Consider the following 20,953-nt stretch of genomic DNA (forward strand, 5'->3'; position numbering starts at 1 on the left):
ACTCAGAAAAAGAAACAAAACAACAGCATGCAGAGTTTTAGAACCGAAATAGAAAACCCAGTTGTAGAGAAAGATATTCTCGAATTGGAAAGAAAAATCAAGCTCTTTCATGACGGAAAGGTAGATGAGGAGAAATTCCGAAGCCTTCGTTTAGCAAGGGGTGTATACGGTCAGCGTCAACCGGGCGTGCAAATGATTCGTATAAAATTGCCTTATGGTAAGGTAACTTCTAAACAATTAAAGCGTATCTGTGATGTTTCCGATGAGTATTCAACTGGTAGGTTGCACATCACCACCCGCCAAGATATTCAGATTCACTATGTAGACTTGAACAGAACCCCAGAGCTTTGGGCAGAGTTGGAGAAAGATGATGTTACGCTACGTGAAGCTTGTGGTAACACGGTAAGAAACGTGACCGCTAGTGAAACTGCCGGTATTGATGTGGATGAGCCGTTTGATGTTTCACCTTACGCTCATGCTTTGTTTCAATATTTCTTGCGTAACCCCATCAGTCAAGAAATGGGACGTAAGTTTAAGGTGTCTTTTTCTGCGAGTGATGCAGATACTGGTCTTTCCTACATGCACGATTTGGGCTTTATTGCCAAAATTAAAGATGGTGTTAGAGGTTTTAAAGTGATGCTAGGAGGTGGACTTGGTTCTCAGCCACGTCATGCAGATGTTCTTTTTGAATTTTTGGAAAGTGATAAAATCATTCCTTTGATGGATGGTGTGGTTCGTGTGTTCGATAGATATGGCGAGCGTAAGAGTAGGGCCAAGGCACGGATGAAATTCTTGATCAAGGATGTCGGTTTGGATGGTTTCAAGGAATTGTTGGAGGCAGAGCAAAAAGCGGTACCACACCAATCATATCCAATAGATGCCGATGCATATCCAAAAGCAAAAATTGCGGATGCTCAGCCTAAGGAAGTGGAAATTGAAGATCAGGCTGCTTTTGAAGCTTGGAAATCAACCAATGTTATTCCTCAAAAACAAGAGGGGTTTGTGGCGATCGGAATCAAAGTACTTTTAGGTGATTGGTATACTGATAAGGCAAGACTTTTGGCCGATTTGGTAAGCGAATATGCCGCGGGCGAAATTCGTTTGAGCTTACGTCAAAATATATTGATTCCTTATGTAAAGGAAGAGTTGGTACCATTTTTCTACAAAGCACTATCTAAATTAGGCTTTGCGGAAGCAGGTTACAACAAGGCATTGGATATTACAGCTTGCCCAGGTACAGATACCTGTAATTTGGGTATTGCTAGTAGTACTGGTATTGCCGAAGAATTGGAACGAGTAATAAAAGCGGATTACCCGCAATATATTTCCAATCCGGATGTGGTAATAAAAATTAGTGGATGTATGAACGCCTGTGGGCAGCACAACATGGCCCATATCGGATTTCAGGGAATGAGCGTGCGTACCAAGGATAAATTGGTGGCTCCCGCACTTCAAGTATTATTAGGAGGTAGCAACGATGGTAATGGAAATGGACGTTTTGCCGATAAGGTGGTGAAAATTCCTAGTAAACGTGGTCCTGAAGCCTTGCGTTTGATTTTGGATGATTACGATGCCAACGGAAACGGACAATCGTATGCCGATTATTATCAGGAAAAAGGACAAATGTATTTCTATGATTTCTTAACGCCATTGTCCGATGTAACCAATTTAACTGCTGAAGATTTTATCGATTGGGGTAATACCGAGCGATATGAAAAAGCGATCGGGGTGGGTGAATGTGCCGGTGTTGTCATTGATTTGGTAGCCACCTTGTTATTTGAAAGTGAGGAGAAAATCCAGAATGCAGTAGAAGCCCTGAACCAAGAAAAGTGGGCGGCCAGTATTTATTACTCCTATACTTCCATGGTAAACTCGGCAAAAGCTATTTTAACATCGGAAAAAACCAAAGTGAACACCCATGCGGGAATCATAAAGGATTTTGATGAAAAATTAGTGGCCAGCGGGAAAGTGGAATTAGGTAGAAGTTTTGAGGAATTGGCCTTACAATTGAACAAAAATGAGCCTACCGAAGCATTTGCAAAAAGCTATTTAGAGGATGCGCAGCAGTTTTTGAAAACTGTTGAAGCTTACAGACAACAAGAATTGGCAGAAGCCTAGTACATGAGTGAACAAGAAACTACATATAACAAATTCAGTTGGGGAAATGAGCCCAATGCATCTACCGGAAAGTTGACCGTTGTCGGTGCCGGTCCGGGAGATGTAGAGCTCATCACCTTAAAAGCGATAAAGGCTTTAAAGGCTGCGGATGTAGTTTTGTACGATGCTTTGGTAGCAACCGAATTATTGGAGTATGCACATACCGCAGAACAGATTTTTGTTGGAAAAAGAAAGGGATGCTACGCCTATCAACAGGAACAGATCAATGATCTGATTGTGGATAGGGCTTCTCAAGGGCATCACGTAGTTCGCTTAAAAGGAGGGGATCCCTTTGTCTTTGGACGTGGAGCCGAGGAAATGGAATTTGCCGCTTCCCGTGGGATAGCGGTGGACATGGTTCCCGGAATATCCTCTTGTTTGTCCGTCCCTGCCTCGCAGAATATTCCGGTAACAAAGAGAGGTGCATCCGAGAGTTTTTGGGTCATCACAGGTACTACAAAAGAGCATAAATTATCTGCTGATGTGGCCTTGGCCGCAAAAAGCAGTGCTACGGTGGTCATTTTAATGGGAATGTCCAAACTCGGGCAAATTGTAGAGCTGTTCAAAGGAGATGGCAAAGCGGAAACTCCCATAGCCATTATTCAAAATGGCACGCGACCCGATGAAAAGGTTGCGGTAGCGACCATACAGACTATTGAAGAAGAAGTAAGAAATAAAAAATTGGCAAATCCGGCCATCATTATCATTGGTGATGTGGTTCGCCATAGGGCCCGTATTTTGGAAATTGCCAACCATCACAAATTAGAGTTAAGTTAGAAGTTATGATAAAAACGGATGTAATTATTGTTGGAGCCGGACCTACCGGACTTTTCACGGTATTTGAAGCGGGATTGTTAAAGTTGAAATGCCACTTGATCGATGCATTGCCACAACCAGGAGGTCAGTGTTCGGAGATATATCCTAAGAAACCTATTTATGATATACCTGCCTTCCCAGAAATTCTGGCCGGTAAATTGGTCGATAACCTCATGGAACAAATCAAGCCTTTCGAGCCTGGTTTTACTTTGGGAGAGCGCGCCGAAACCTTGGATAAGCAAGAAGATGGTTCCTTTATAGTAACGACTAACAAAGGAACTCAGCACCATGCGCCTGTGGTAGTTATCGCTGGCGGACTCGGTTCTTTTGAGCCCAGAAAACCCCCTATTTCAAACATTGGCGACTTTGAGGATAATGGCGTGGCTTATATGGTAAAAGACCCTGAAGTATACCGCGATAAAAAAGTAGTGATTGCCGGTGGTGGTGATTCTGCTTTGGACTGGGCTATTTTCTTGGCCGATGTGGCTTCGGAAGTTTCTTTGGTACACCGTAGAAATGAATTTAGAGGTGCATTGGATTCTGTGGAAAAAGCCTCGGAGTTGGCCAAGTTGGGTAAAATTAAATTGTTTACCAAGGCTGAGGTTAAGAAACTTTATGGTGATGACAAACTGGAGGCCGTTGTTATCAAACACAACGATGCTGAAAAAGGAGAAACCTATTTGGAGGTAGACAACTTTATTCCATTGTTCGGTCTTTCTCCAAAATTAGGGCCCATTGGTGATTGGGGACTCGAAATTGAGCGTAACGCTATTAAAGTGAACAACGCAAAAGATTACCAAACGAATATTCCAGGTGTATTTGCCATCGGAGATGTCAACACATATGAAGGTAAATTAAAACTTATTTTGTCCGGTTTCCACGAAGCAGCTGTTATGTGTCAGTATGCTTACCAAATCATCAATCCAGGTAAAAGGTTTGTAATGAAATACACTACCGTTGGTGGGGTGACTGGTTTTGATGGTTCTAAAAAAGAGGCCAAAAAAGAAGTGGTTCAAAGTATATCAAATTAGTGCTTGCAAATAATTGTTTATAGTTAAAAAACCTCTCAAAATCATTTTCGAGAGGTTTTTTTATCAATAACGGCTGTTTCAAAATTTATACTATGTAATTATCATTGAATCTAGGTCGCTTTTAGGGTGTTATAAATATGCCCTAAGGACTAAAAAACTTTGCCATAATTTGGTTTTGGTAAAGGCAAGACGTTACTTTGCATCCGTTCATAGAAACACTGAAAAAAGTTATCAAGAAAGGTGGAGGGAATAGACCCTTTGAAGCCTTGGCAACCCTTTCCTCAAAAAGAAGGTGCTACATTCTATCCCAAATGGGGCAGATAACAAAAGGCGTTCAGAGCCCTTTAGATTACCTAACTTGATATTGAATTAGTATGCTTATTAAACAGGCTTTTTGTAAATGCCAATTGTTTGATAGGTGGTAGAAAAGTTTATGCCAAAAGGTAAAATGAAAGACATTAGGGAAATTTTAAAGGAGCGAGTTTTAATATTGGATGGTGCAATGGGTACCATGCTTCAGCGCTACAAATTCACAGAGGAGGATTTTAGGGGCGAACGATTCAAAGATTGGGAGCATCCATTACAGGGTAACAATGATTTACTTTCCTTGACCCAACCGGAGGCAATTGCCGAGGTGCACAAAAAATACTTGGAGGCCGGCGCAGATATTTTGGAAACCAATACGTTTTCAGGTACAACCATCGCCATGGCGGATTATCATATGGAAGATTTGGTCTATGAACTTAATTACGAGTCGGCCAGAATTGCAAAAATGGTAGCCGAAGAGTTCACTGAAAAAGACCCTAATAAACCTCGTTTTGTGGCCGGAAGTATTGGCCCAACCAACAAAACGGCCAGTATGAGTCCTGATGTGAACGACCCGGGTTTTAGGGCGGTTTCCTTTGATGAACTACGAATAGCGTACAAACAACAAGTCGAAGCTTTGTTGGATGGAGGTGCAGATTTACTGCTGGTGGAAACGATATTTGATACGTTGAATGCAAAGGCTGCCTTGTTTGCGATTGAAGAAGTAAAGGAAGAGCGTAATATTGATCCTCCCATTATGGTAAGCGGAACTATTACCGATGCTTCCGGAAGAACGCTTTCGGGGCAAACAGCGGAGGCATTTTTAATTTCCATTTCCCACATTCCCATTTTATCGGTAGGATTCAATTGTGCCTTGGGAGCCAATCAATTGGTACCCCATTTAGAGGTATTGTCGTCCAAAACGGATTATGCCGTTTCTGCACACCCAAATGCGGGTTTGCCCAATGCCTTCGGTGAATATGACGAAACCCCGGAGCAGATGGCGGCACAAATCAAGGAATATCTAGATAAAGGCCTAGTGAATATTGTAGGTGGCTGTTGTGGAACCGTTCCCGAGCATATAAAAGCCATAGCGGATTTAGCAAAAAATTACACCCCAAGGGGTATTTTGGTGGGGTAGTGTTTGGTTATTTGTTGTTGGTTGTTTGTGGCTTGTTGTTCGTTTCACGTTCAGCGTTGTGCGTTTTTATGTACAAGCAACGATTAGTTGAAATTAAAAATGGATTATAAAGAATTAGATGTTTGGTTGCAGACAAGGGAATTGGTCAAGAAAATTTACATTTTGACTACATCTTTTCCGAATGAAGAGCAATATGGGCTTACTTCTCAGATAAGAAGGTCAGCTATTGCAATATCGTCCAATATAGCAGAAGGATGTGGAAGACAAACGGCAAAGGAAACTATTTATTTTTTGCATATAGCAAGAGGGTCGCTTTTTGAATTGGAAACACAGGTCATTTTGGCTGATGATGTAGGATATATAAAAGTGGACGCCGTGGAAACTTTAAAAGAAATTGAAAGAGTAAAAATGTTGCTAAATGGCTTCATTAACTACCATAAAAAACTATGAGCAGCGAAGAACGACCAACGAGTAACGAAAAGCGATTATTGCGTTTGAGTGGATTGGAACCCCTTGTCGTTACCTCTGATACAAATTTCATCAATGTAGGGGAGCGTACCAATGTGGCAGGTTCTAGAAAGTTTTTGCGACTGATAAAGGAGGGAAAATTTGATGAAGCCTTGGATGTAGCCCGTGAGCAGGTAGAAGGAGGTGCACAGATTATTGATATCAATATGGACGATGGTCTTATTGATGGAAAGGAAGCCATGGTCAAGTTTTTGAATTTGGTCATTTCTGAACCCGATATTGCCCGCGTGCCCATTATGATTGATAGCTCTAAATGGGATATTATTGAGGCTGGTCTGCAGGTAGTTCAAGGGAAGTCCGTAGTGAATTCCATTAGCTTGAAAGAAGGCAAGGAAGAATTTGTTCGTCATGCCAAACTTATCAAAAGGTATGGAGCTGCAGTAATTGTTATGGCCTTTGACGAGGTTGGGCAGGCAGATACCTATGATCGTCGAATAGAAATTGCTAAGCGTTCGTATGATATTTTGGTGAACGAAGTAAACTTTGCCCCGGAGGATATCATTTTCGACTTGAATATTTTTCCCGTGGCAACGGGAATGGATGAGCATAAGCTTAATGCTATAGATTTTATTGAGGCCACGCGTTGGGTGCGACAAAACCTGCCTTACGCGAGTGTTAGTGGTGGGGTGAGTAATGTGTCTTTTTCCTTCCGTGGTAATAATCCCGTGAGGGAGGCCATGCATTCCGTGTTTTTGTACCATGCTATTGAAGCAGGTATGAACATGGGTATTGTTAACCCCAGCATGTTGGAGGTCTATGATGATATTCCCAAGGATTTACTGGAAAAGGTGGAGGATGTAATCCTTAACCGAAGAGATGATGCTACCGAGCGTCTTTTGGAATTTGCGGAGACTGTAGTAGGTAAGGCCAAGGAAAGCAAAGTAGACCTTTCATGGAGAGAAGAACCCTTGCAAGACCGTATCACGAGGGCTTTGGTTAAGGGAATTGACCAATTTATCCACGAAGATGTAGAAGAGGCACGTTTGGCGTCAAAGCGGCCCATTGAGGTGATTGAAGGTCATTTAATGACCGGAATGAACGTGGTGGGAGACCTTTTCGGCAGCGGAAAGATGTTCTTGCCACAAGTGGTAAAATCCGCCAGGGTCATGAAAAAAGCGGTGGCATATCTGTTGCCTTTTATTGAAGAGGAAAAACTTGAAAATCCGGATGGTGCAGAAGATAAAGGCAACGGCAAAATTCTACTGGCAACGGTAAAAGGAGATGTGCACGATATCGGTAAAAATATCGTGAGCGTAGTATTGGCATGTAACAATTATGAGATAGTGGATTTAGGAGTGATGGTGCCCCCGGAAAAAATTCTGGAGACAGCCATTGCTGAAAAGGTGGATATTATCGGTCTCAGTGGTTTGATTACCCCTTCTTTGGATGAGATGGTGCATTTGGCCAAGGAAATGCAGCGCAAAAATTTTACGGTGCCTTTATTGATCGGTGGGGCCACGACCAGTAAGGCGCACACGGCAGTAAAAATTGATACCGAATACCAGCATTCCGTAGTGCATGTAAACGACGCTTCACGGGCGGTAACGGTTGTGGGTGATTTACTTCAGGATGAAACCTCTCAAAATTATAAAGACGGCATTAAAAAGGACTACGATGAGTTTCGGGTAAAGTTCTTGAGCCGAACGAAGAAAAAGGAGTATAAAACCTTGGAAAAGGCGAGGGAAAACAAATTCCGAATTGATTGGAAGACCAGCGAAATTATACGACCTAAAAAATTAGGTGTTGAAGTAATCGAGGAGGTCAACTTGGAGGAATTGGTGCCCTATATCGATTGGACCCCATTTTTTAGAAGCTGGGAGTTGCATGGACGATATCCCGATATTTTGACGGACAAAGTGGTGGGGACCCAAGCAACAGACCTTTTTGCTGATGCCCAAAAGATGCTGAAAGAGGTATTGGCTGCCAAAAAACTGAAAGGGAAAGGTATTTATGGATTGTTTCCGGCGAACACCCTAGCCAACACAGACGATATTTTAGTAGATGTGGAGGGCAAGGATTTTGTTTTCAGGACGCTAAGACAGCAGTTACAGCGTAGGGAAGGAGTGCCTGATTATGCCTTGGCGGATTTTATTGCACCTGCATCATCGGGAAGGCAGGATTATATTGGCTGTTTTTGTGTGACCACCGGCTTTGGCACGGAAGAACTGTCCCAACAATATCTGAAGGATTTGGATGATTATAATTCCATTATGATCAAAGCTATTTCGGATCGTTTGGCGGAAGCCTTTGCCGAATACTTACATAAGAAAGTGAGAAAGGAATATTGGGGTTATGCTGTTGATGAACGTTTGGACAATGATGCCTTGATCGATGAAAAATATAAAGGAATACGCCCTGCTCCGGGTTACCCTGCTTGTCCTGATCATTTGGAAAAGCTGACCATTTGGGAAGCTTTAAAAGTTGAAGAGCGCATTGGGGTAAAGTTGACCGAAAGTTTGGCCATGTGGCCTGCTGCATCGGTAAGTGGCTATTACTTTGCCAATTCTGAAGCCAGATATTTTGGCCTGGGAAAAATTAAGGAAGATCAAGTAAAGGATTTTGCGGAGCGCAAAAACATACCTTACGAGGAAGCTGCCAAATGGCTGGCTCCCAATATAGCGGATGATTAAAATGAAAAAGTTTGTAGAATTGCATTTAGGAAGTCACATTATCAGTCATGGGTATGACGATAGTAATACAGAAATTGAAGAATCTGTAACAGTAGAAGGGTTTTCTAAAAAGTTAGTATCCGTAGATAGGATAAAATCTTTGAGTGAAAAATTTATTCTGACCGATTATTTAGATGGCCGTTGGATTTATTGGGAATACCAAGAAAACTACGATGAGGTAAAGGCCTTATTACTCAATTTATAAAACTCAACCAGTGCAAGTTAATACTGAAGAATGAAAATTACCGACCATATTAAAAATGCCAATGGGGAAACCTTGTTTTCCTTTGAAATTGTACCGCCGGTAAAGGGCAAAAATATTCAGCACCTATATGATAACATAGACCCGTTGATGGAGTTTAAACCGCCTTTTATAGATGTGACCACCTCTCGCGAAGAGTTTGTTTATCGTGAAAAGGATGGACTTCTTGAGAAACAGGTTACCCGTATGAGGCCCGGTACGGTGGGTATTTGTGCCTCTCTACAGCATAAGTATGGTGTAGATACGGTACCGCACGTACTTTGTGGCGGTTTCACCAAGGAGGAAACAGAGTACCTTTTGGTAGATTGTCAATATTTAGGAATCGAGAACTTGATGGCCCTGCGTGGTGATGCTAGAAAGGATCAGCAGTATTTTGAAGCGACCAAGGGAGGTCACTCCTATGCTACAGGCTTGGTAAAGCAAATTAAGGATTTGAATTCCGGTAAGTATCTCCATGACGATTGCGAAATGGATCATTTGCCCGACTTTTGTATTGGTGTGGCCGGCTATCCTGAAAAACATTTGGAAGCCCCTTCCTTAAAATCCGACTTAAAAAGATTAAAGGAAAAAGTGGATGCCGGAGCGGACTATGTGGTCACCCAAATGTTTTTTGACAACCAGAAATACTTTGAATTTGTAGAGGCGGCCAAGAATATAGGAATCCATATTCCTATTATTCCCGGAATTAAACCAATTGCCGTAAAACGTCATTTGCAGGTATTACCACAGGTTTTTAGAATAGACCTTCCGCAAGATTTGATAGATGCGGTAGATGGTTGTAACACCAATAAAGATGTAAGACAAGTAGGCATTGAATGGGCCATTCAGCAGTCTAAAGAACTCAAGGAGGCCGGTGTGCCGGTGCTTCATTATTACTCCATGGGCAAATCGGATAATATTAAGGCCATTGCCAAAGAACTGTTCTAAAGATAGGCGACCCGGTAGGGTCGCTTTCTTTTTTAACGTATCCGCTTTGTAAATCGTTTGAGCTGTTTACCTTTGCCTGCCATGAACCTGAGGGTATTTTTTTGTCTATTTTTTGCAGTGGTTTTTGCTCGTTCACAAGAAGAAAATCGTGAGCATAGCTATACGTTGGATGCCAATGCTTTTTATGGTTCAATCATGTTGCACAATGCGGATATTTCGCATTTGATCCGCAATCATCCATCGGGAGTTATCTTGGGTTATAACCGGAAGACTTTTGGTCTCGAAGAGTGGCAGCAGTATTATAACTATCCGGATTTGGGAGCTTCTTTTATTTATCAAGATTCCCATAACGAAACCTTGGGAGATGCTTACGGATTCTATGCGCACTTCAATTTTTATTTTTTTAAGCGGAATTTGCAATTCAGAATAGGTCAAGGCCTGGCGTATGCGACCAATCCTTACGACCGGGAAACCAATTTTAGGAACAACGCTTACGGTTCCAGATTTTTGAGCTCTACGTTTATGATGTTCAATTATCATAAGGAGCATTTGTATAAAAACCTAGGTTTGAAAGTGGGTCTTTCGGTTATTCATTATTCCAATGCCAATGTAAAGGCGCCCAACACTTCTACCAATACCATTGCTTTTAATGCGGGTTTGGTCTACAGTCTTGATGGAGAGGAAATGGAATACATTAGCCGGGAAAAGGAAAAGATTACCGAACCGGTGCGATATAATCTGGTGCTTAGAGGAGGGGTGAACGAGAGTGATAATATAGGGCATGGGCAATACGGGTTCTTTATTTTTTCGGGCTATGCCGATAAGCGCTTGGGGCGTAGAAGTGCCATACAATTGGGAACGGATGTTTTCTTCAGTAATTTTTTAAAGGAGTTGATTGAATTTCAGTCCGTATCATTTCCCGAAAATAATATTGAGGCCGATACCGATTACAAACGGGTAGGCGTCTTTTTAGGCCATGAACTGTTTATCAATAAATTATCAATTGGTACGCAATTGGGGTATTACGTTTACTATCCTTTTGATTTTGAAGGAAAGGTCTATAATCGCTTGAGTCTCAAAAGATATTTTGGTGATAAATTTTTTGGGGTGGTAAGTTTAAAATCACATGGGGCGGCCGCTGAAGCCGTGGAATTTGGTATTGGTGTACGTTTGTAATACATAGAATTTGAAGAGCAAGTCAACATATAAATTAACAATTATAGGTCTGGATAGAAGGCAAGTTTCTTCTTGTGTTTCCGGGTTAGTGCTACTGTTTTTTATGTTAATGAATATGGCCTGCAATAGTGAATCCGCTCCAGATTGTCTCCAGGGTTCTGGGGAAGTGGTAATCACGGAAGTATCGCTTTCGGAATTCGATAGAATAACGGTTTTTGAGAACGTTACCTTGATTCTCAAACAGGGCGATACCCAAAAAGTGGAAATTGAGACGGGAGAGCATTTGTTGGAAGAAGTTTCGGCAACGGTAGAAGAAGGTAGATTACTGCTTAGGGATACGAACGATTGTAATTATTTTAGGGATTACGGACTCACCAAAATTTATGTGACTTCGCCCAATATCACCGAGATTAGAAGTAGCACGGGCTGGCCCATTTTAAGCGATGGAGTTTTGGGCTACCCTAGCCTGTCATTGATCAGTGAAAGTTTTATCAATCCGGAATCTGAAACTACGGATGGCGAATTTGATTTGGAGGTTGCTTCCAATAATTTGAGTGTGGTTGTGAACGGTATTGCCTACTTTAAACTTTCTGGGTCGGTTGAGAATTTAAGTTTGAACATTGCTGCTGGAGATTCCAGAATTGAAGCTGAAAATTTAGTGGCAGCCAATATTAGCCTCAATCACCGTGGTTCCAATGATATGTTGGTAAATCCGCAAGAAAGTATAAGAGGTACGATTAGGAGTGTGGGTAATGTCATCAGCTTCAACAGACCTGCAGTAATTGCCGTTCAGGAAGATTATAAAGGAGAATTGATATTCCGTTGATTCCCTTATCTTAGGTCGAAAGAACTTGAATTCGTCAGCAGATGAATCCCATTAAAAAAATCATTGATAGTTTCTTCTCTCATAAAAGGGTATTTGGTCAAGACATCAAATTGACTGGATTGGCGAAGGCAGATGCTTTGTTGACCGAATTGGTAAATGAAGAAAATGTACCCGGATTGGCCATTTCGGTGTTGAAAGATGGGGAGCCTTTTTTTCAAAAAGGATACGGGTTTGCAGATTTGGAAAGCAAAAAGCGAATTGACCCAGAACATTCGGTTTTTAGAATAGCCAGCGTTTCCAAACCAATAGCTGCTACAGCATTGGCTTACATGGTTGCTGAAGGCTTAATAGCTTTGGATGATTCCCTTTATGATTATGTACCCTACTTCCCAAAAAAGAAATGGGATTTTACCATTCGCCAATTGGCGGGACATACGGCGGGAATTAGAGGTTATCAAGGCATCGAATACGGTTTGAATCAGCCGTATAGTATAAAACAGGGAATCGATATTTTTAAGGATGATGACCTGCTTTTTGAGCCAGGTACGGGTTACCATTATAATAGTTTTGGTTGGGTGTTGCTATCCTTGGCAATGCAGGAAGCTAGTGGTATTCCGTTTGAATCCTACGTCTATTCAAAAGTGCTTAAGCCCTTGAGGTTGAACTCTACTTTTGCTCCTGCAGTTCGGCAATCTATATCACAAGAATTTCAAATGGCCATGGAGAAAAATTCACGTTTGCATTCCACTACTTGTTATTCCAAAGGACGAAACGGTTTCCGGTTGGCAAAGGAGGTGAATAACTATTATAAGTTGGCCGGAGGTGGTTATTTGTCCACCGCAACAGATATTGCGAAATTTGGGCAGGCGTATTTAGATAATCAGATTCTTGATTCGCAGATTCTTAAACCCTTTTTGACCGCTGGTGATGTAAATGGTACTTCCACCTTTTACGGATTGGGTTGGCAGGTAAGTGCTGATGCCAAGGGTAGGCCTTACTTTGGTCATATTGGCAACGGGGTTGGGGGCTATTCCAATTTTTATGTGTACCCAAAAGAAAAAATGGTCTTTAGTATTTTGATTAATTGTACGGACCCCAAAGTACAGGAACATCTGGATTTGGTAGTGGACACCTTGCTGATTTCTTCTGAAAATACCTCGTTATAAGTTATTTAGTGTCCATTCCATTCAAAAGATGCTGTAATCGCTTCGAAGATTATTTTGTTTAAGTAATTGTTATTAATTTTAAACAAAAAATAACCATGAAGAAATTCACTTTAATAGCAAGTATCATTTTTATGGGTGTGGCAGCTCAGGTTACTGCACAAGAAATTACCTCCTTTCCGGGAATGTGGGGACACGATTTTTATCAAGATAGGGAAAAGCTCACATGGAAGGAAGTAGATAAAATAATGTCTGAAAGCCAGGCGGCGCAACTGAATTGGCAAAAGTCAAAGAAAAATTTATTGGCCGGTAGTATCGTAGGAGCGCTTAATTTTGGGTCGGGAATCTGGTTCATCGTCAACGAGGTGGATAATGAACCTGTAACTGGTCCTGCAATAGCTTTTGCTGCTACAGGATTGGTAGGTTCTATCTTTTTTCACAAGGCGATGAAAAACAAGAAAGAAGCAATTCTTAACTACAATGAAAGTTTAGAAAGGGAAACATCTTTCAAGTTGGTACCCACAAGCAACGAGAACGGAGTTGGCTTGGCTTTGAAGTTTTAGTGTTTAGGATGTCAACTCTGTAAAAAGACTCTCCAGATTTTTGTTTTTACGGCTTAACTGGAGGGTCTTTAATTTGTTATCATGTGCAAAATCAAAAACCGCAGGGCGTCTGTCCTGTGTCGTATTAAAAGTAATTTCATAGACAAATCCACCTGTATTCTTCACTTGGGTCGCATTAGGTAATTGATTGAGAAAGGCTTCTTCTACTCGGTAATCAAATTCCACTTCAATGATTTGTTCTTGAGATTTGCGCAATTCTTCCAATTTCTTATCGGCTACCAGAACACCATTGTTGATAATAAGGACACGATCACAAACAGCTTCCACCTCTTTCATAATGTGGGTCGATAATAAAATGGTTTTCTCTTGCCCTATTTCTTTAATAAGCTTACGAATTTCAATTAATTGGTTAGGGTCAAGACCAGTGGTAGGCTCGTCTAAAATCAACACTTCGGGGTCGTGTAGCAGCGCTGCAGCAAGGCCTACCCGTTGGCGATACCCTTTTGATAGCTGACCTATTTTTTTATGGGCTTCGGGAGAAAGCCCTGTAATCTCAACAACTTCTGCAATTCTGCTTTTATCACATTTATAGACATCGGCATTAAATGCCAAATATTCCTTTACGTACATTTCAAGGTATAATGGATTGTGTTCCGGTAGATACCCTATGCTTTGTTGCACTTCTTTGGATTGTGTGAGCACATCAAAAGAGTTGACCTTTGCTATACCTTCATCGGCCTTATGATATGTGGTCAAAATTTTCATCATAGTGGATTTGCCAGCACCATTGGGGCCTAAAAACCCGACAATTTCTCCTTTTTTAAGGTCGAAAGAAATATCGTTCAGGGCTTTTTGGGTACCAAAAGTTTTGGTGATGTGCTGCACGGAAATGGACATATCGTAATTGAAATTTACCTGATTGAGGGACTATTATTATACTTGACGACGGCAGAAAAACCATTTTCAAAATCAAAAATAGCCAATAAATAGGGTATTTGCTTGAGTGATTAAAATATTAATCCAAAAAAATAGCTTCCTACAATTTGATTTCTAAATATAATTGTTACTTTAGCCAAAGTTTAAGTGTACAATGTCAAAGCAATATTTTTTTAGCGGTTTTTATTTTTACTTCTTTTTTAAAAGAGGTGCGGGACTGCTATAGAATATTGTAATCAAGATATTATGTGAAAGTCCCGTGAAAAACGGGACTTTTTTTGTTTAACGCGTATGCATTTTTTTTAAGAACTAATGAGTTTAAAGGTTGCCATTCAGGGGATTAAAGGGTCTAACCATCATCAGGTTGCCAAGGAGTATTTTGGGGAAGAAATTGATTTGGTAGAATGTATGTCCTTTGATTTTTTGGTAGACCAGCTTTTGGGAAAGTCGGCCGATGTTGGTGTCATGGCCATCGAAAATTCAATTGCCGGCTCCATAATTCCAAATTATGCCTTGGTCTATCACAATAACCTGCATATCATTGGTGAGCATTACCTGAATATCAATCACAATTTGATGATGCTCAAGGGTCAAAAAATAGAGGATATTGAAGAAGTGCGTTCACACCCTATGGCTTTGCTTCAGTGCAAGGAATTTTTTAGGGATTATCCGAATATAAAACAGGTTGAAGATGTAGATACTGCCGAGACCGCCAAACGAATTCAAGAACAGCAATTGAAGCATGTAGCGGCCATTGCCCCCCAAGTGGCATCGGAACTGTATGGTTTGAACATCGTAGCGCCCAGCATTCAGACCATTAAAAATAATGCGACCCGTTTTATTATTGTAAAGACAAAAAATAAGGTCCTTCCAAAGGAAGAGATTAACAAGGCATCGTTGCGGTTTTTGACCGACCATAAACGCGGCAGTCTCGCTACTGTGCTTAATGTGATGAGTGATTGTAGGTTGAACCTGACCAAAATTCAGTCGTTGCCAGTCATTGAAAAACCGTGGAAGTATTCCTTTTTTGTGGATGTAACTTTTGAGGAATACGACTATTTTGAAAAAGCCAAATCACTGTTGAACATCATGGCCGAAGACTTTAAAGTATTAGGCGAATACAAAAATACAAGAGTATGATACGCACGGCGAACCGTTTGCATACCGTAGAAGAATATTACTTTTCAAAAAAGTTGAGGGAGGTACGTGGCTTAATGGCCCAAGGCAAACCTATTATCAATATGGGCATTGGTAGCCCAGATTTGGCGCCTTCCAAAGAAATTATTGAGGCGGTACAAAATGCCGTTTGGGAAGAGGGGGCGCATCAATACCAGAGTTACCAAGGTTTGCCCGAACTTAGAGAGGCAATGGCAAGCTTTTACAAGCAGCGCTTTAATGTGACGGTAGAACCGGTAAACGAGATTCTCCCTTTAATGGGCTCAAAAGAAGGTATTATGCACATAAGCATGGCTTTCTTGAATGAAGGGGATGCCGTTTTGGTGCCCAACCCAGGTTATCCTACGTATACCTCCGTTACCAAACTGGTGGGGGCAGAGGTGAAGTACTATGGACTTACCGAAGAAGGAGGGTGGTTTCCTGATATTAGGACTTTGGAACAGATGGAATTGTCGAAGGTCAAAATCATGTGGGTAGGCTATCCTCACATGCCAACGGGGGCAACTGCCACGAAAACTCAATACAAAGAACTGGTCGATTTTGCCAAGAAGAACGATATTTTGATCGTGAATGATAACCCCTATAGTTTTGTTCTCAACGACCACCCCGAAAGTATTATGGAGGTAGAAGGGGCTAAAGAGGTGGCTCTGGAACTCAATTCCTTAAGTAAAACTTTTAACATGGCCGGTTGGCGTGTGGGCATGGTTTTGGGCAATGCGGAGCATATCAATGCGGTTTTGAAGGTGAAAAGCAATATGGATTCCGGAATGTTTTACGGCATTCAAAAAGGAGCCATAGCCGCATTGAACAGTGGACAAGAATGGTTCGATAGTTTAAAGGAGGTGTACAGCAAAAGAAGAAATTTAATCTTTCAGTTGGCAGATAAACTGAATTGTACGTATGACACGAATGCGGTGGGCATGTTTGTTTGGGCCAAACTACCTGCCGAAATTGAATCTGCGGAAGAATTTATAGATAAGGTACTGTACGAGAAAGATATATTTATCACTCCGGGTACTATTTTCGGAAGTAATGGGGAAGGCTACATTCGGTTTTCACTTTGCGTGACCGAGGAAAAAATACAAGAAGCCATCAGTAGGTTTTAAAGAGAATTAGTATGAACGTTTTTATCATCGGAATAGGATTAATTGGAGGTTCTTTTGCAAGGGATATTAGGAGATTGCGACCTGATACCACCTTTTATGGAATTGACGCCAACGAGGCACACCTAGAAGAAGCTTTAGCGTTGGGCCTGATCGATAAAAAATCCGATTATAGTGAGCTTGCGGTGGCGGATATGGTCATAGTGACTATTCCTGTAGATGTATTGGTAGAAGAATTGCCTAAAATTCTCGATGCGGTGAATGATGATTGTGTGGTGTTCGACGGGGGTTCTACCAAAAGCTTGATTTGCAAGGTGTTGGAAGACCATCCTAAAAGAAGAAACTTTTTAGCGGCACACCCCATTGCGGGAACGGAATTTTCCGGACCTTCGGCGGCCATTGAGAATTTATATGCCGGAAAGACCAATATCATCTGCGAAGTAGAAAAAACGGCTTTTAAATTGCAAGAGCGTGCCTTAGAGCTGTTTCAGGATATGGGAATGCGAATTAGGTATATGAATCCGCAAGCACATGATAAACACATCGCCTACGTGTCGCATTTGTCACACATCAGCTCCTTTATGTTGGGAAAAACGGTTATTGAGAAGGAGAAAAATGAACGTGATATTTTTGACATGGCGGGGAGTGGTTTTGAGAGTACCGTACGGTTGGCAAAGAGTTCACCGGCCATGTGGACCCCCATTTTTAAGCACAACAAAGAGAATGTGGTAGAAACCTTGGAAGAGTACATTCAAAACTTGCAAAAGTTCATGCAGCTCATTAAAGAAGATGATTATGAAGGTATCTATAAAGAGATGAACGATACCAATAAGATAAAGGAAATATTAAACGGAATACCCCTTAATAATAGTAAAACAGTAACAAACAAATAAGTCAAACAAGGAAGAAGAAAACAAAACGGTTTTTAAAATCCTTTCTGTCTTTTATCGCAGAAAAATTGAAACAATGGAAAACAAGAAAGAAATGAGAAAATGGTTGGATGATTTAGGGTTAGATCATCCATTGGTCATCGCAGGTCCATGTAGTGCTGAGACCGAGGAGCAGGTGTTGAGAATAGCCCACGACCTAAAAGATACGGACGTGAATTACTACCGCGCCGGTATCTGGAAGCCTCGTACCCGCCCAGGAAACTTTGAAGGGGTAGGTGCTCTTGGCCTAAAATGGTTACAGCGCGTAAAAGAAGAAACGGGAATGAAAACCGCAACTGAGGTTGCCAACCGTGCCCACGTAGAATTGGCCTTGGAACACGATGTAGATTTGTTATGGGTAGGTGCCCGTTCTACAGTTAGTCCCTTCATTATGCAAGAATTGGCAGACGCCTTGGAAGGTACTGATAAAGTGGTTTTGGTGAAGAACCCTGTGAACCCAGATTTGGCATTATGGTTAGGTGGTATCGAAAGGTTGTATACCGCTGGAATCGAGAAATTAGGTGCTATTCATAGAGGTTTCTCTACTTATGAAAAAACGAAGTATAGAAATATTCCAGAGTGGCAAATGGCCATTGAGTTTCAAGATAAATTTCCTGATCTGCCTTTAATCAACGATCCATCTCACATCACCGGTAAGCGTGACATGATTTTTGATGTTTCTCAAACGGCCTTGGATCTAAACTTTGACGGATTGATGATCGAAACGCACCACGATCCAGATAATGCTTGGAGTGATGCTGCTCAACAGGTGACTCCATCAAGGTTGGTGCAGATCATGAAGGATCTCAGAATCAGAAAAGAAAGCGATAGCGAGGCTGAATACAATGCCAAGTTGAGCAACTTGCGTGCGCAAATCGATATTCTTGATGGTCAATTGATCGAGACCATGGGTAAGAGAATGAAAGTGTCGGATGGTATAGGGGCCCTGAAGAAGGAGAAAAACGTTGCGGTTCTTCAATCTAACAGATGGAACCAAATTTTAGGCGCCATGATTTTGGAAGGAGAATCACACGGTTTAAGTGAGGAGTTTGTCTTGAAAATGTTCAAGGCTATCCACCAAGAATCTATCAATCACCAAGAGAAAATTATCAACGGATAATTACTTGGTAAACATATCAAAACAGCCCCGAATTTCGGGGCTTTTTATTTTTTATAGCCTATATGTTAGTCTCTTTTAAAGATGTATCGGGTAATAAAAATACCTTGCCCGTCTTTGTCACCGGCATCGGCTTCTACGCCACTGGTAACAAACACCAGCTCCCAGCCTTCTGAGGCCATAGCCGATAATTTCGAGGAAATTACGGCATCATTGGCCGCAATGTTCTGAAACCTGATTCCGGCAATATTGTAAAAGTTGAGAAGCTTGGTTTCTTCAAAGTTTTTTACACGAATATCTCCCCTTTTTGATTTGTTGCGGGTATTGTCTTCCTCGGTTTGTTCTGAGGTAAATTCCTCAAAATCTTTATCTTCTTGTCCATCGATAATTCGAGAGCGACCCATTCCGCTGGGTACTATAGATTCTACACTGGTAATTACCTTGTATTCTTGGGCCTCAAGTGCTACAAAAGCAAAAAAGAACATCGGTAGCAATAGTATTTTTTTCATTTTATAAAATTTTGTTTGTAGTTAAAGACAACAGCAAAAGAAAAAAGTTGCACGGGGCAAATGCCTCATCGATAAAGAGGTGCATTTATAAAACTATTGCTTTTCTTTGTAGCATATTAAAAATAAATGACTGGAACCGTTTATAAATCTACTGGCAGTTGGTACACCGTTAAAAATGAAAACGGGGATTTTTATGAATGCCGTATAAAGGGTAAGTTCCGTATTCAAGGTATTAAGAGTACCAATCCTATAGCGGTGGGTGATGTTGTGGAATTTGAAATAGAGCAGCTGGGAGATGATATTGTTGGGGTCATTCACCACATACAAGACCGTAAAAACTACATTATTCGTAAGTCGGTCAATCTTTCAAAGCAGACCCATATCATCGCGGCGAATTTAGATCAAGTTTTTTTACTGGTTACCTTGAACAATCCGGTAACCTATACCATTTTTATAGATCGTTTTTTGGCTACCGCCGAAGCCTATGAAGTGCCTACCATATTACTTTTTAATAAGGTGGATACCTATGAGCTGGAAGAACTGGCAGAGATTAAGTTTTTAGCGGAGATGTACCGGAAAATCGGGTATACTTGTATAGGGATATCTGCCAAAAATGGAAAGAATGTGGACAAGGTAAAAGAGTTGATGACCAATACCACCAGCATGTTCGCCGGGCATTCCGGAGCAGGCAAATCTACGTTGGTAAATGCTCTGGAGCCTAAACTGGATTTAAAAACGGCAGAAATATCCGAACAACATTTACAAGGGCAGCACACCACCACCTTTGCAGAGATGTTCGACCTTGATTTTGGAGGAAGAATCATTGATACTCCTGGTATCAAGGGTTTCGGAATTGTGGATATGGAAAAGGATGAAATAGGGGATTATTTTCCAGAATTTTTTGCTTTGAAAGGGGAATGTAAATTCAACAATTGTTTGCATTTAGATGAGCCCAAATGTGCGGTGAAGGAGGCCTTGGAGAACGATGAGGTTGCTTGGAGCAGGTACCGTAGTTATGTACAAATGGTCACTGGGGAAGAGGAAACCTACAGAACGGACATTCACGACAACAAAAAATAAGCAAACAATTTTAGAAAGGCATGCGATCGGTACTTCAGCGAGTGGCTTGGGCCAGTGTTACAGTAGAAGGGAAAAAGGTGTCAGAGATAAAAAACGGCCTCTTGATATTGCTAGGTATTGAAGATGCCGATGGAAAGGAAGACATTGAATGGCTGTCAAGAAAATTGGTAAACCTACGTATTTTTAACGATGATGATGGTGTTATGAACAAGTCATTGTTAGATGTCGATGGAGAGGCCATCGTGGTAAGCCAATTTACCTTACATGCGGCAACAAAGAAGGGGAATCGTCCTTCCTATATAAAAGCTTCCAAGCCGGAGGTGGCAATTCCCCTGTACGAGGCTTTTGTGAAACAATTGGAAAAAGACTTGGGCAAAAAGGTAGGTACTGGTGTTTTTGGAGCTGATATGAAGGTTGAATTGTTAAACGACGGACCCGTTACTATAACGTTTGATACAAAGAACAAGGATTAAGGCCCCCTTGTCGAATATATCTTGCTTTCTGTAAGAAAAATAGGTGATTTGTTGCCGTAAGGTAC

The 20,953-nt window shown here is 41.3% G+C and carries 19 protein-coding genes, 1 pseudogene and 1 riboswitch; of the genes and pseudogenes, 18 read left to right on the top strand and 2 right to left on the bottom strand.

Annotated elements, in window-relative coordinates; genetic code table 11:
- Positions 1–27 precede the first annotated feature (27 nt).
- The 12 genes and pseudogenes from BIZ36_RS08615 to BIZ36_RS08670 all read left to right on the top strand — a co-directional run bounded on the left by BIZ36_RS08615 (position 28) and on the right by BIZ36_RS08670 (position 13,565).
- On the top strand, positions 28–2,118 hold the full coding sequence (locus tag BIZ36_RS08615) for a ferredoxin-like domain-containing protein (protein WP_187457483.1): 2,091 nt from the start codon (positions 28–30) through the stop codon (positions 2,116–2,118).
- A gap of 3 nt (positions 2,119–2,121) precedes the next feature.
- Positions 2,122–2,934: a uroporphyrinogen-III C-methyltransferase gene (cobA, locus tag BIZ36_RS08620; RefSeq protein ID WP_187457484.1), complete on the top strand. Its 813-nt coding sequence runs from the start codon at positions 2,122–2,124 to the stop codon at positions 2,932–2,934.
- A 5-nt stretch (positions 2,935–2,939) separates the two neighbouring features.
- Entirely contained in the window at positions 2,940–4,004 is a 1,065-nt protein-coding gene (locus tag BIZ36_RS08625; RefSeq protein ID WP_187457485.1) for an NAD(P)/FAD-dependent oxidoreductase, read from the top strand.
- 225 nt (positions 4,005–4,229) lie between these two features.
- Positions 4,230–4,331: riboswitch (SAM riboswitch) on the top strand.
- Between the two features lie 121 nt (positions 4,332–4,452).
- A pseudogene (locus tag BIZ36_RS08630) lies at positions 4,453–5,433 on the top strand (homocysteine S-methyltransferase family protein); the annotation flags it as partial.
- Positions 5,434–5,550: 117 nt separating this feature from the next.
- Complete coding sequence (locus BIZ36_RS08635) at positions 5,551–5,901, top strand: four helix bundle protein (RefSeq protein WP_187457487.1); 351 nt, start codon at positions 5,551–5,553, stop codon at positions 5,899–5,901.
- Entirely contained in the window at positions 5,898–8,609 is a 2,712-nt protein-coding gene (metH, locus tag BIZ36_RS08640) for a methionine synthase (RefSeq protein ID WP_187457488.1), read from the top strand. The genes BIZ36_RS08635 and metH overlap by 4 nt, the downstream gene beginning before the upstream one ends.
- 1 nt (position 8,610) lies before the next feature.
- Complete coding sequence (locus BIZ36_RS08645) at positions 8,611–8,853, top strand: hypothetical protein (protein ID WP_187457489.1); 243 nt, start codon at positions 8,611–8,613, stop codon at positions 8,851–8,853.
- 30 nt (positions 8,854–8,883) lie between these two features.
- Positions 8,884–9,837: a methylenetetrahydrofolate reductase [NAD(P)H] gene (gene metF / locus BIZ36_RS08650; protein WP_187457490.1), complete on the top strand. Its 954-nt coding sequence runs from the start codon at positions 8,884–8,886 to the stop codon at positions 9,835–9,837.
- Between the two features lie 81 nt (positions 9,838–9,918).
- Positions 9,919–11,013: an acyloxyacyl hydrolase gene (locus BIZ36_RS08655; protein ID WP_187457491.1), complete on the top strand. Its 1,095-nt coding sequence runs from the start codon at positions 9,919–9,921 to the stop codon at positions 11,011–11,013.
- Positions 11,014–11,128: 115 nt separating this feature from the next.
- The gene (locus BIZ36_RS08660; RefSeq protein WP_222937319.1) at positions 11,129–11,839 is read left to right on the top strand and encodes a head GIN domain-containing protein; all 711 of its coding nucleotides are present in this window, start codon (positions 11,129–11,131) and stop codon (positions 11,837–11,839) included.
- A gap of 41 nt (positions 11,840–11,880) precedes the next feature.
- The gene (locus BIZ36_RS08665) at positions 11,881–13,005 is read left to right on the top strand and encodes a serine hydrolase domain-containing protein (protein WP_187457492.1); all 1,125 of its coding nucleotides are present in this window, start codon (positions 11,881–11,883) and stop codon (positions 13,003–13,005) included.
- A gap of 95 nt (positions 13,006–13,100) precedes the next feature.
- Positions 13,101–13,565, top strand: coding sequence for a hypothetical protein (locus BIZ36_RS08670; RefSeq protein WP_187457493.1), 465 nt, complete (start codon positions 13,101–13,103; stop codon positions 13,563–13,565).
- A gap of 3 nt (positions 13,566–13,568) precedes the next feature.
- Here BIZ36_RS08670 and gldA read toward each other — a convergent pair whose 3' ends face one another.
- On the bottom strand, positions 13,569–14,462 hold the full coding sequence (gene gldA / locus BIZ36_RS08675; RefSeq protein ID WP_187457494.1) for a gliding motility-associated ABC transporter ATP-binding subunit GldA: 894 nt from the start codon (positions 14,460–14,462) through the stop codon (positions 13,569–13,571).
- Between the two features lie 351 nt (positions 14,463–14,813).
- Here gldA and BIZ36_RS08680 point away from each other — a divergent pair, with 351 nt between their 5' ends.
- The 4 genes from BIZ36_RS08680 to BIZ36_RS08695 all read left to right on the top strand — a co-directional run bounded on the left by BIZ36_RS08680 (position 14,814) and on the right by BIZ36_RS08695 (position 18,829).
- Positions 14,814–15,641, top strand: coding sequence for a prephenate dehydratase (locus BIZ36_RS08680; protein ID WP_187457495.1), 828 nt, complete (start codon positions 14,814–14,816; stop codon positions 15,639–15,641).
- Positions 15,638–16,783: a pyridoxal phosphate-dependent aminotransferase gene (locus tag BIZ36_RS08685; protein ID WP_187457496.1), complete on the top strand. Its 1,146-nt coding sequence runs from the start codon at positions 15,638–15,640 to the stop codon at positions 16,781–16,783. The genes BIZ36_RS08680 and BIZ36_RS08685 overlap by 4 nt, the downstream gene beginning before the upstream one ends.
- Positions 16,784–16,794: 11 nt before the next feature.
- Positions 16,795–17,673: a prephenate dehydrogenase gene (locus BIZ36_RS08690; protein WP_187457497.1), complete on the top strand. Its 879-nt coding sequence runs from the start codon at positions 16,795–16,797 to the stop codon at positions 17,671–17,673.
- A 73-nt stretch (positions 17,674–17,746) separates the two neighbouring features.
- Positions 17,747–18,829 carry a bifunctional 3-deoxy-7-phosphoheptulonate synthase/chorismate mutase type II gene (locus BIZ36_RS08695; protein ID WP_187457498.1) on the top strand — a complete coding sequence of 361 codons (1,083 nt, stop codon included), beginning with the start codon at positions 17,747–17,749 and terminating at the stop codon, positions 18,827–18,829.
- A gap of 65 nt (positions 18,830–18,894) precedes the next feature.
- On the opposite strand, the gene BIZ36_RS08700 is transcribed toward BIZ36_RS08695, so the two are convergent.
- A complete protein-coding gene (locus BIZ36_RS08700; protein ID WP_187457499.1) occupies positions 18,895–19,335 on the bottom strand; it encodes a hypothetical protein in 441 nt (146 codons plus the stop codon).
- A 126-nt stretch (positions 19,336–19,461) separates the two neighbouring features.
- On the opposite strand from BIZ36_RS08700, the gene rsgA reads away from it, so the two are divergent.
- Together rsgA and dtd are read left to right on the top strand one after the other, a co-directional pair.
- Positions 19,462–20,415, top strand: a complete 954-nt coding sequence (gene rsgA / locus BIZ36_RS08705; protein WP_187457500.1) for a ribosome small subunit-dependent GTPase A — start codon at positions 19,462–19,464, stop codon at positions 20,413–20,415.
- A gap of 20 nt (positions 20,416–20,435) precedes the next feature.
- Complete coding sequence (dtd, locus tag BIZ36_RS08710) at positions 20,436–20,888, top strand: D-aminoacyl-tRNA deacylase (RefSeq protein WP_187457501.1); 453 nt, start codon at positions 20,436–20,438, stop codon at positions 20,886–20,888.
- Positions 20,889–20,953: the final 65 nt, after the last annotated feature.

Source organism: Cytophaga sp. FL35 (genome assembly GCF_014349235.1).
Taxonomy (GTDB): Bacteria; Bacteroidota; Bacteroidia; order Flavobacteriales; family Flavobacteriaceae; genus Euzebyella.

Coding starts and splice junctions, on each gene's coding strand:
- BIZ36_RS08615 (WP_187457483.1), top strand. CDS start 28: ATGCAGAGTTTTAGAACCGAAATAGAAAACCCAGTTGTAGAGAAAGAT.
- cobA (WP_187457484.1), top strand. CDS start 2,122: ATGAGTGAACAAGAAACTACATATAACAAATTCAGTTGGGGAAATGAG.
- BIZ36_RS08625 (WP_187457485.1), top strand. CDS start 2,940: ATGATAAAAACGGATGTAATTATTGTTGGAGCCGGACCTACCGGACTT.
- BIZ36_RS08635 (WP_187457487.1), top strand. CDS start 5,551: ATGGATTATAAAGAATTAGATGTTTGGTTGCAGACAAGGGAATTGGTC.
- metH (WP_187457488.1), top strand. CDS start 5,898: ATGAGCAGCGAAGAACGACCAACGAGTAACGAAAAGCGATTATTGCGT.
- BIZ36_RS08645 (WP_187457489.1), top strand. CDS start 8,611: ATGAAAAAGTTTGTAGAATTGCATTTAGGAAGTCACATTATCAGTCAT.
- metF (WP_187457490.1), top strand. CDS start 8,884: ATGAAAATTACCGACCATATTAAAAATGCCAATGGGGAAACCTTGTTT.
- BIZ36_RS08655 (WP_187457491.1), top strand. CDS start 9,919: ATGAACCTGAGGGTATTTTTTTGTCTATTTTTTGCAGTGGTTTTTGCT.
- BIZ36_RS08660 (WP_222937319.1), top strand. CDS start 11,129: ATGGCCTGCAATAGTGAATCCGCTCCAGATTGTCTCCAGGGTTCTGGG.
- BIZ36_RS08665 (WP_187457492.1), top strand. CDS start 11,881: ATGAATCCCATTAAAAAAATCATTGATAGTTTCTTCTCTCATAAAAGG.
- BIZ36_RS08670 (WP_187457493.1), top strand. CDS start 13,101: ATGAAGAAATTCACTTTAATAGCAAGTATCATTTTTATGGGTGTGGCA.
- gldA (WP_187457494.1), bottom strand. CDS start 14,462: ATGTCCATTTCCGTGCAGCACATCACCAAAACTTTTGGTACCCAAAAA.
- BIZ36_RS08680 (WP_187457495.1), top strand. CDS start 14,814: ATGAGTTTAAAGGTTGCCATTCAGGGGATTAAAGGGTCTAACCATCAT.
- BIZ36_RS08685 (WP_187457496.1), top strand. CDS start 15,638: ATGATACGCACGGCGAACCGTTTGCATACCGTAGAAGAATATTACTTT.
- BIZ36_RS08690 (WP_187457497.1), top strand. CDS start 16,795: ATGAACGTTTTTATCATCGGAATAGGATTAATTGGAGGTTCTTTTGCA.
- BIZ36_RS08695 (WP_187457498.1), top strand. CDS start 17,747: ATGGAAAACAAGAAAGAAATGAGAAAATGGTTGGATGATTTAGGGTTA.
- BIZ36_RS08700 (WP_187457499.1), bottom strand. CDS start 19,335: ATGAAAAAAATACTATTGCTACCGATGTTCTTTTTTGCTTTTGTAGCA.
- rsgA (WP_187457500.1), top strand. CDS start 19,462: ATGACTGGAACCGTTTATAAATCTACTGGCAGTTGGTACACCGTTAAA.
- dtd (WP_187457501.1), top strand. CDS start 20,436: ATGCGATCGGTACTTCAGCGAGTGGCTTGGGCCAGTGTTACAGTAGAA.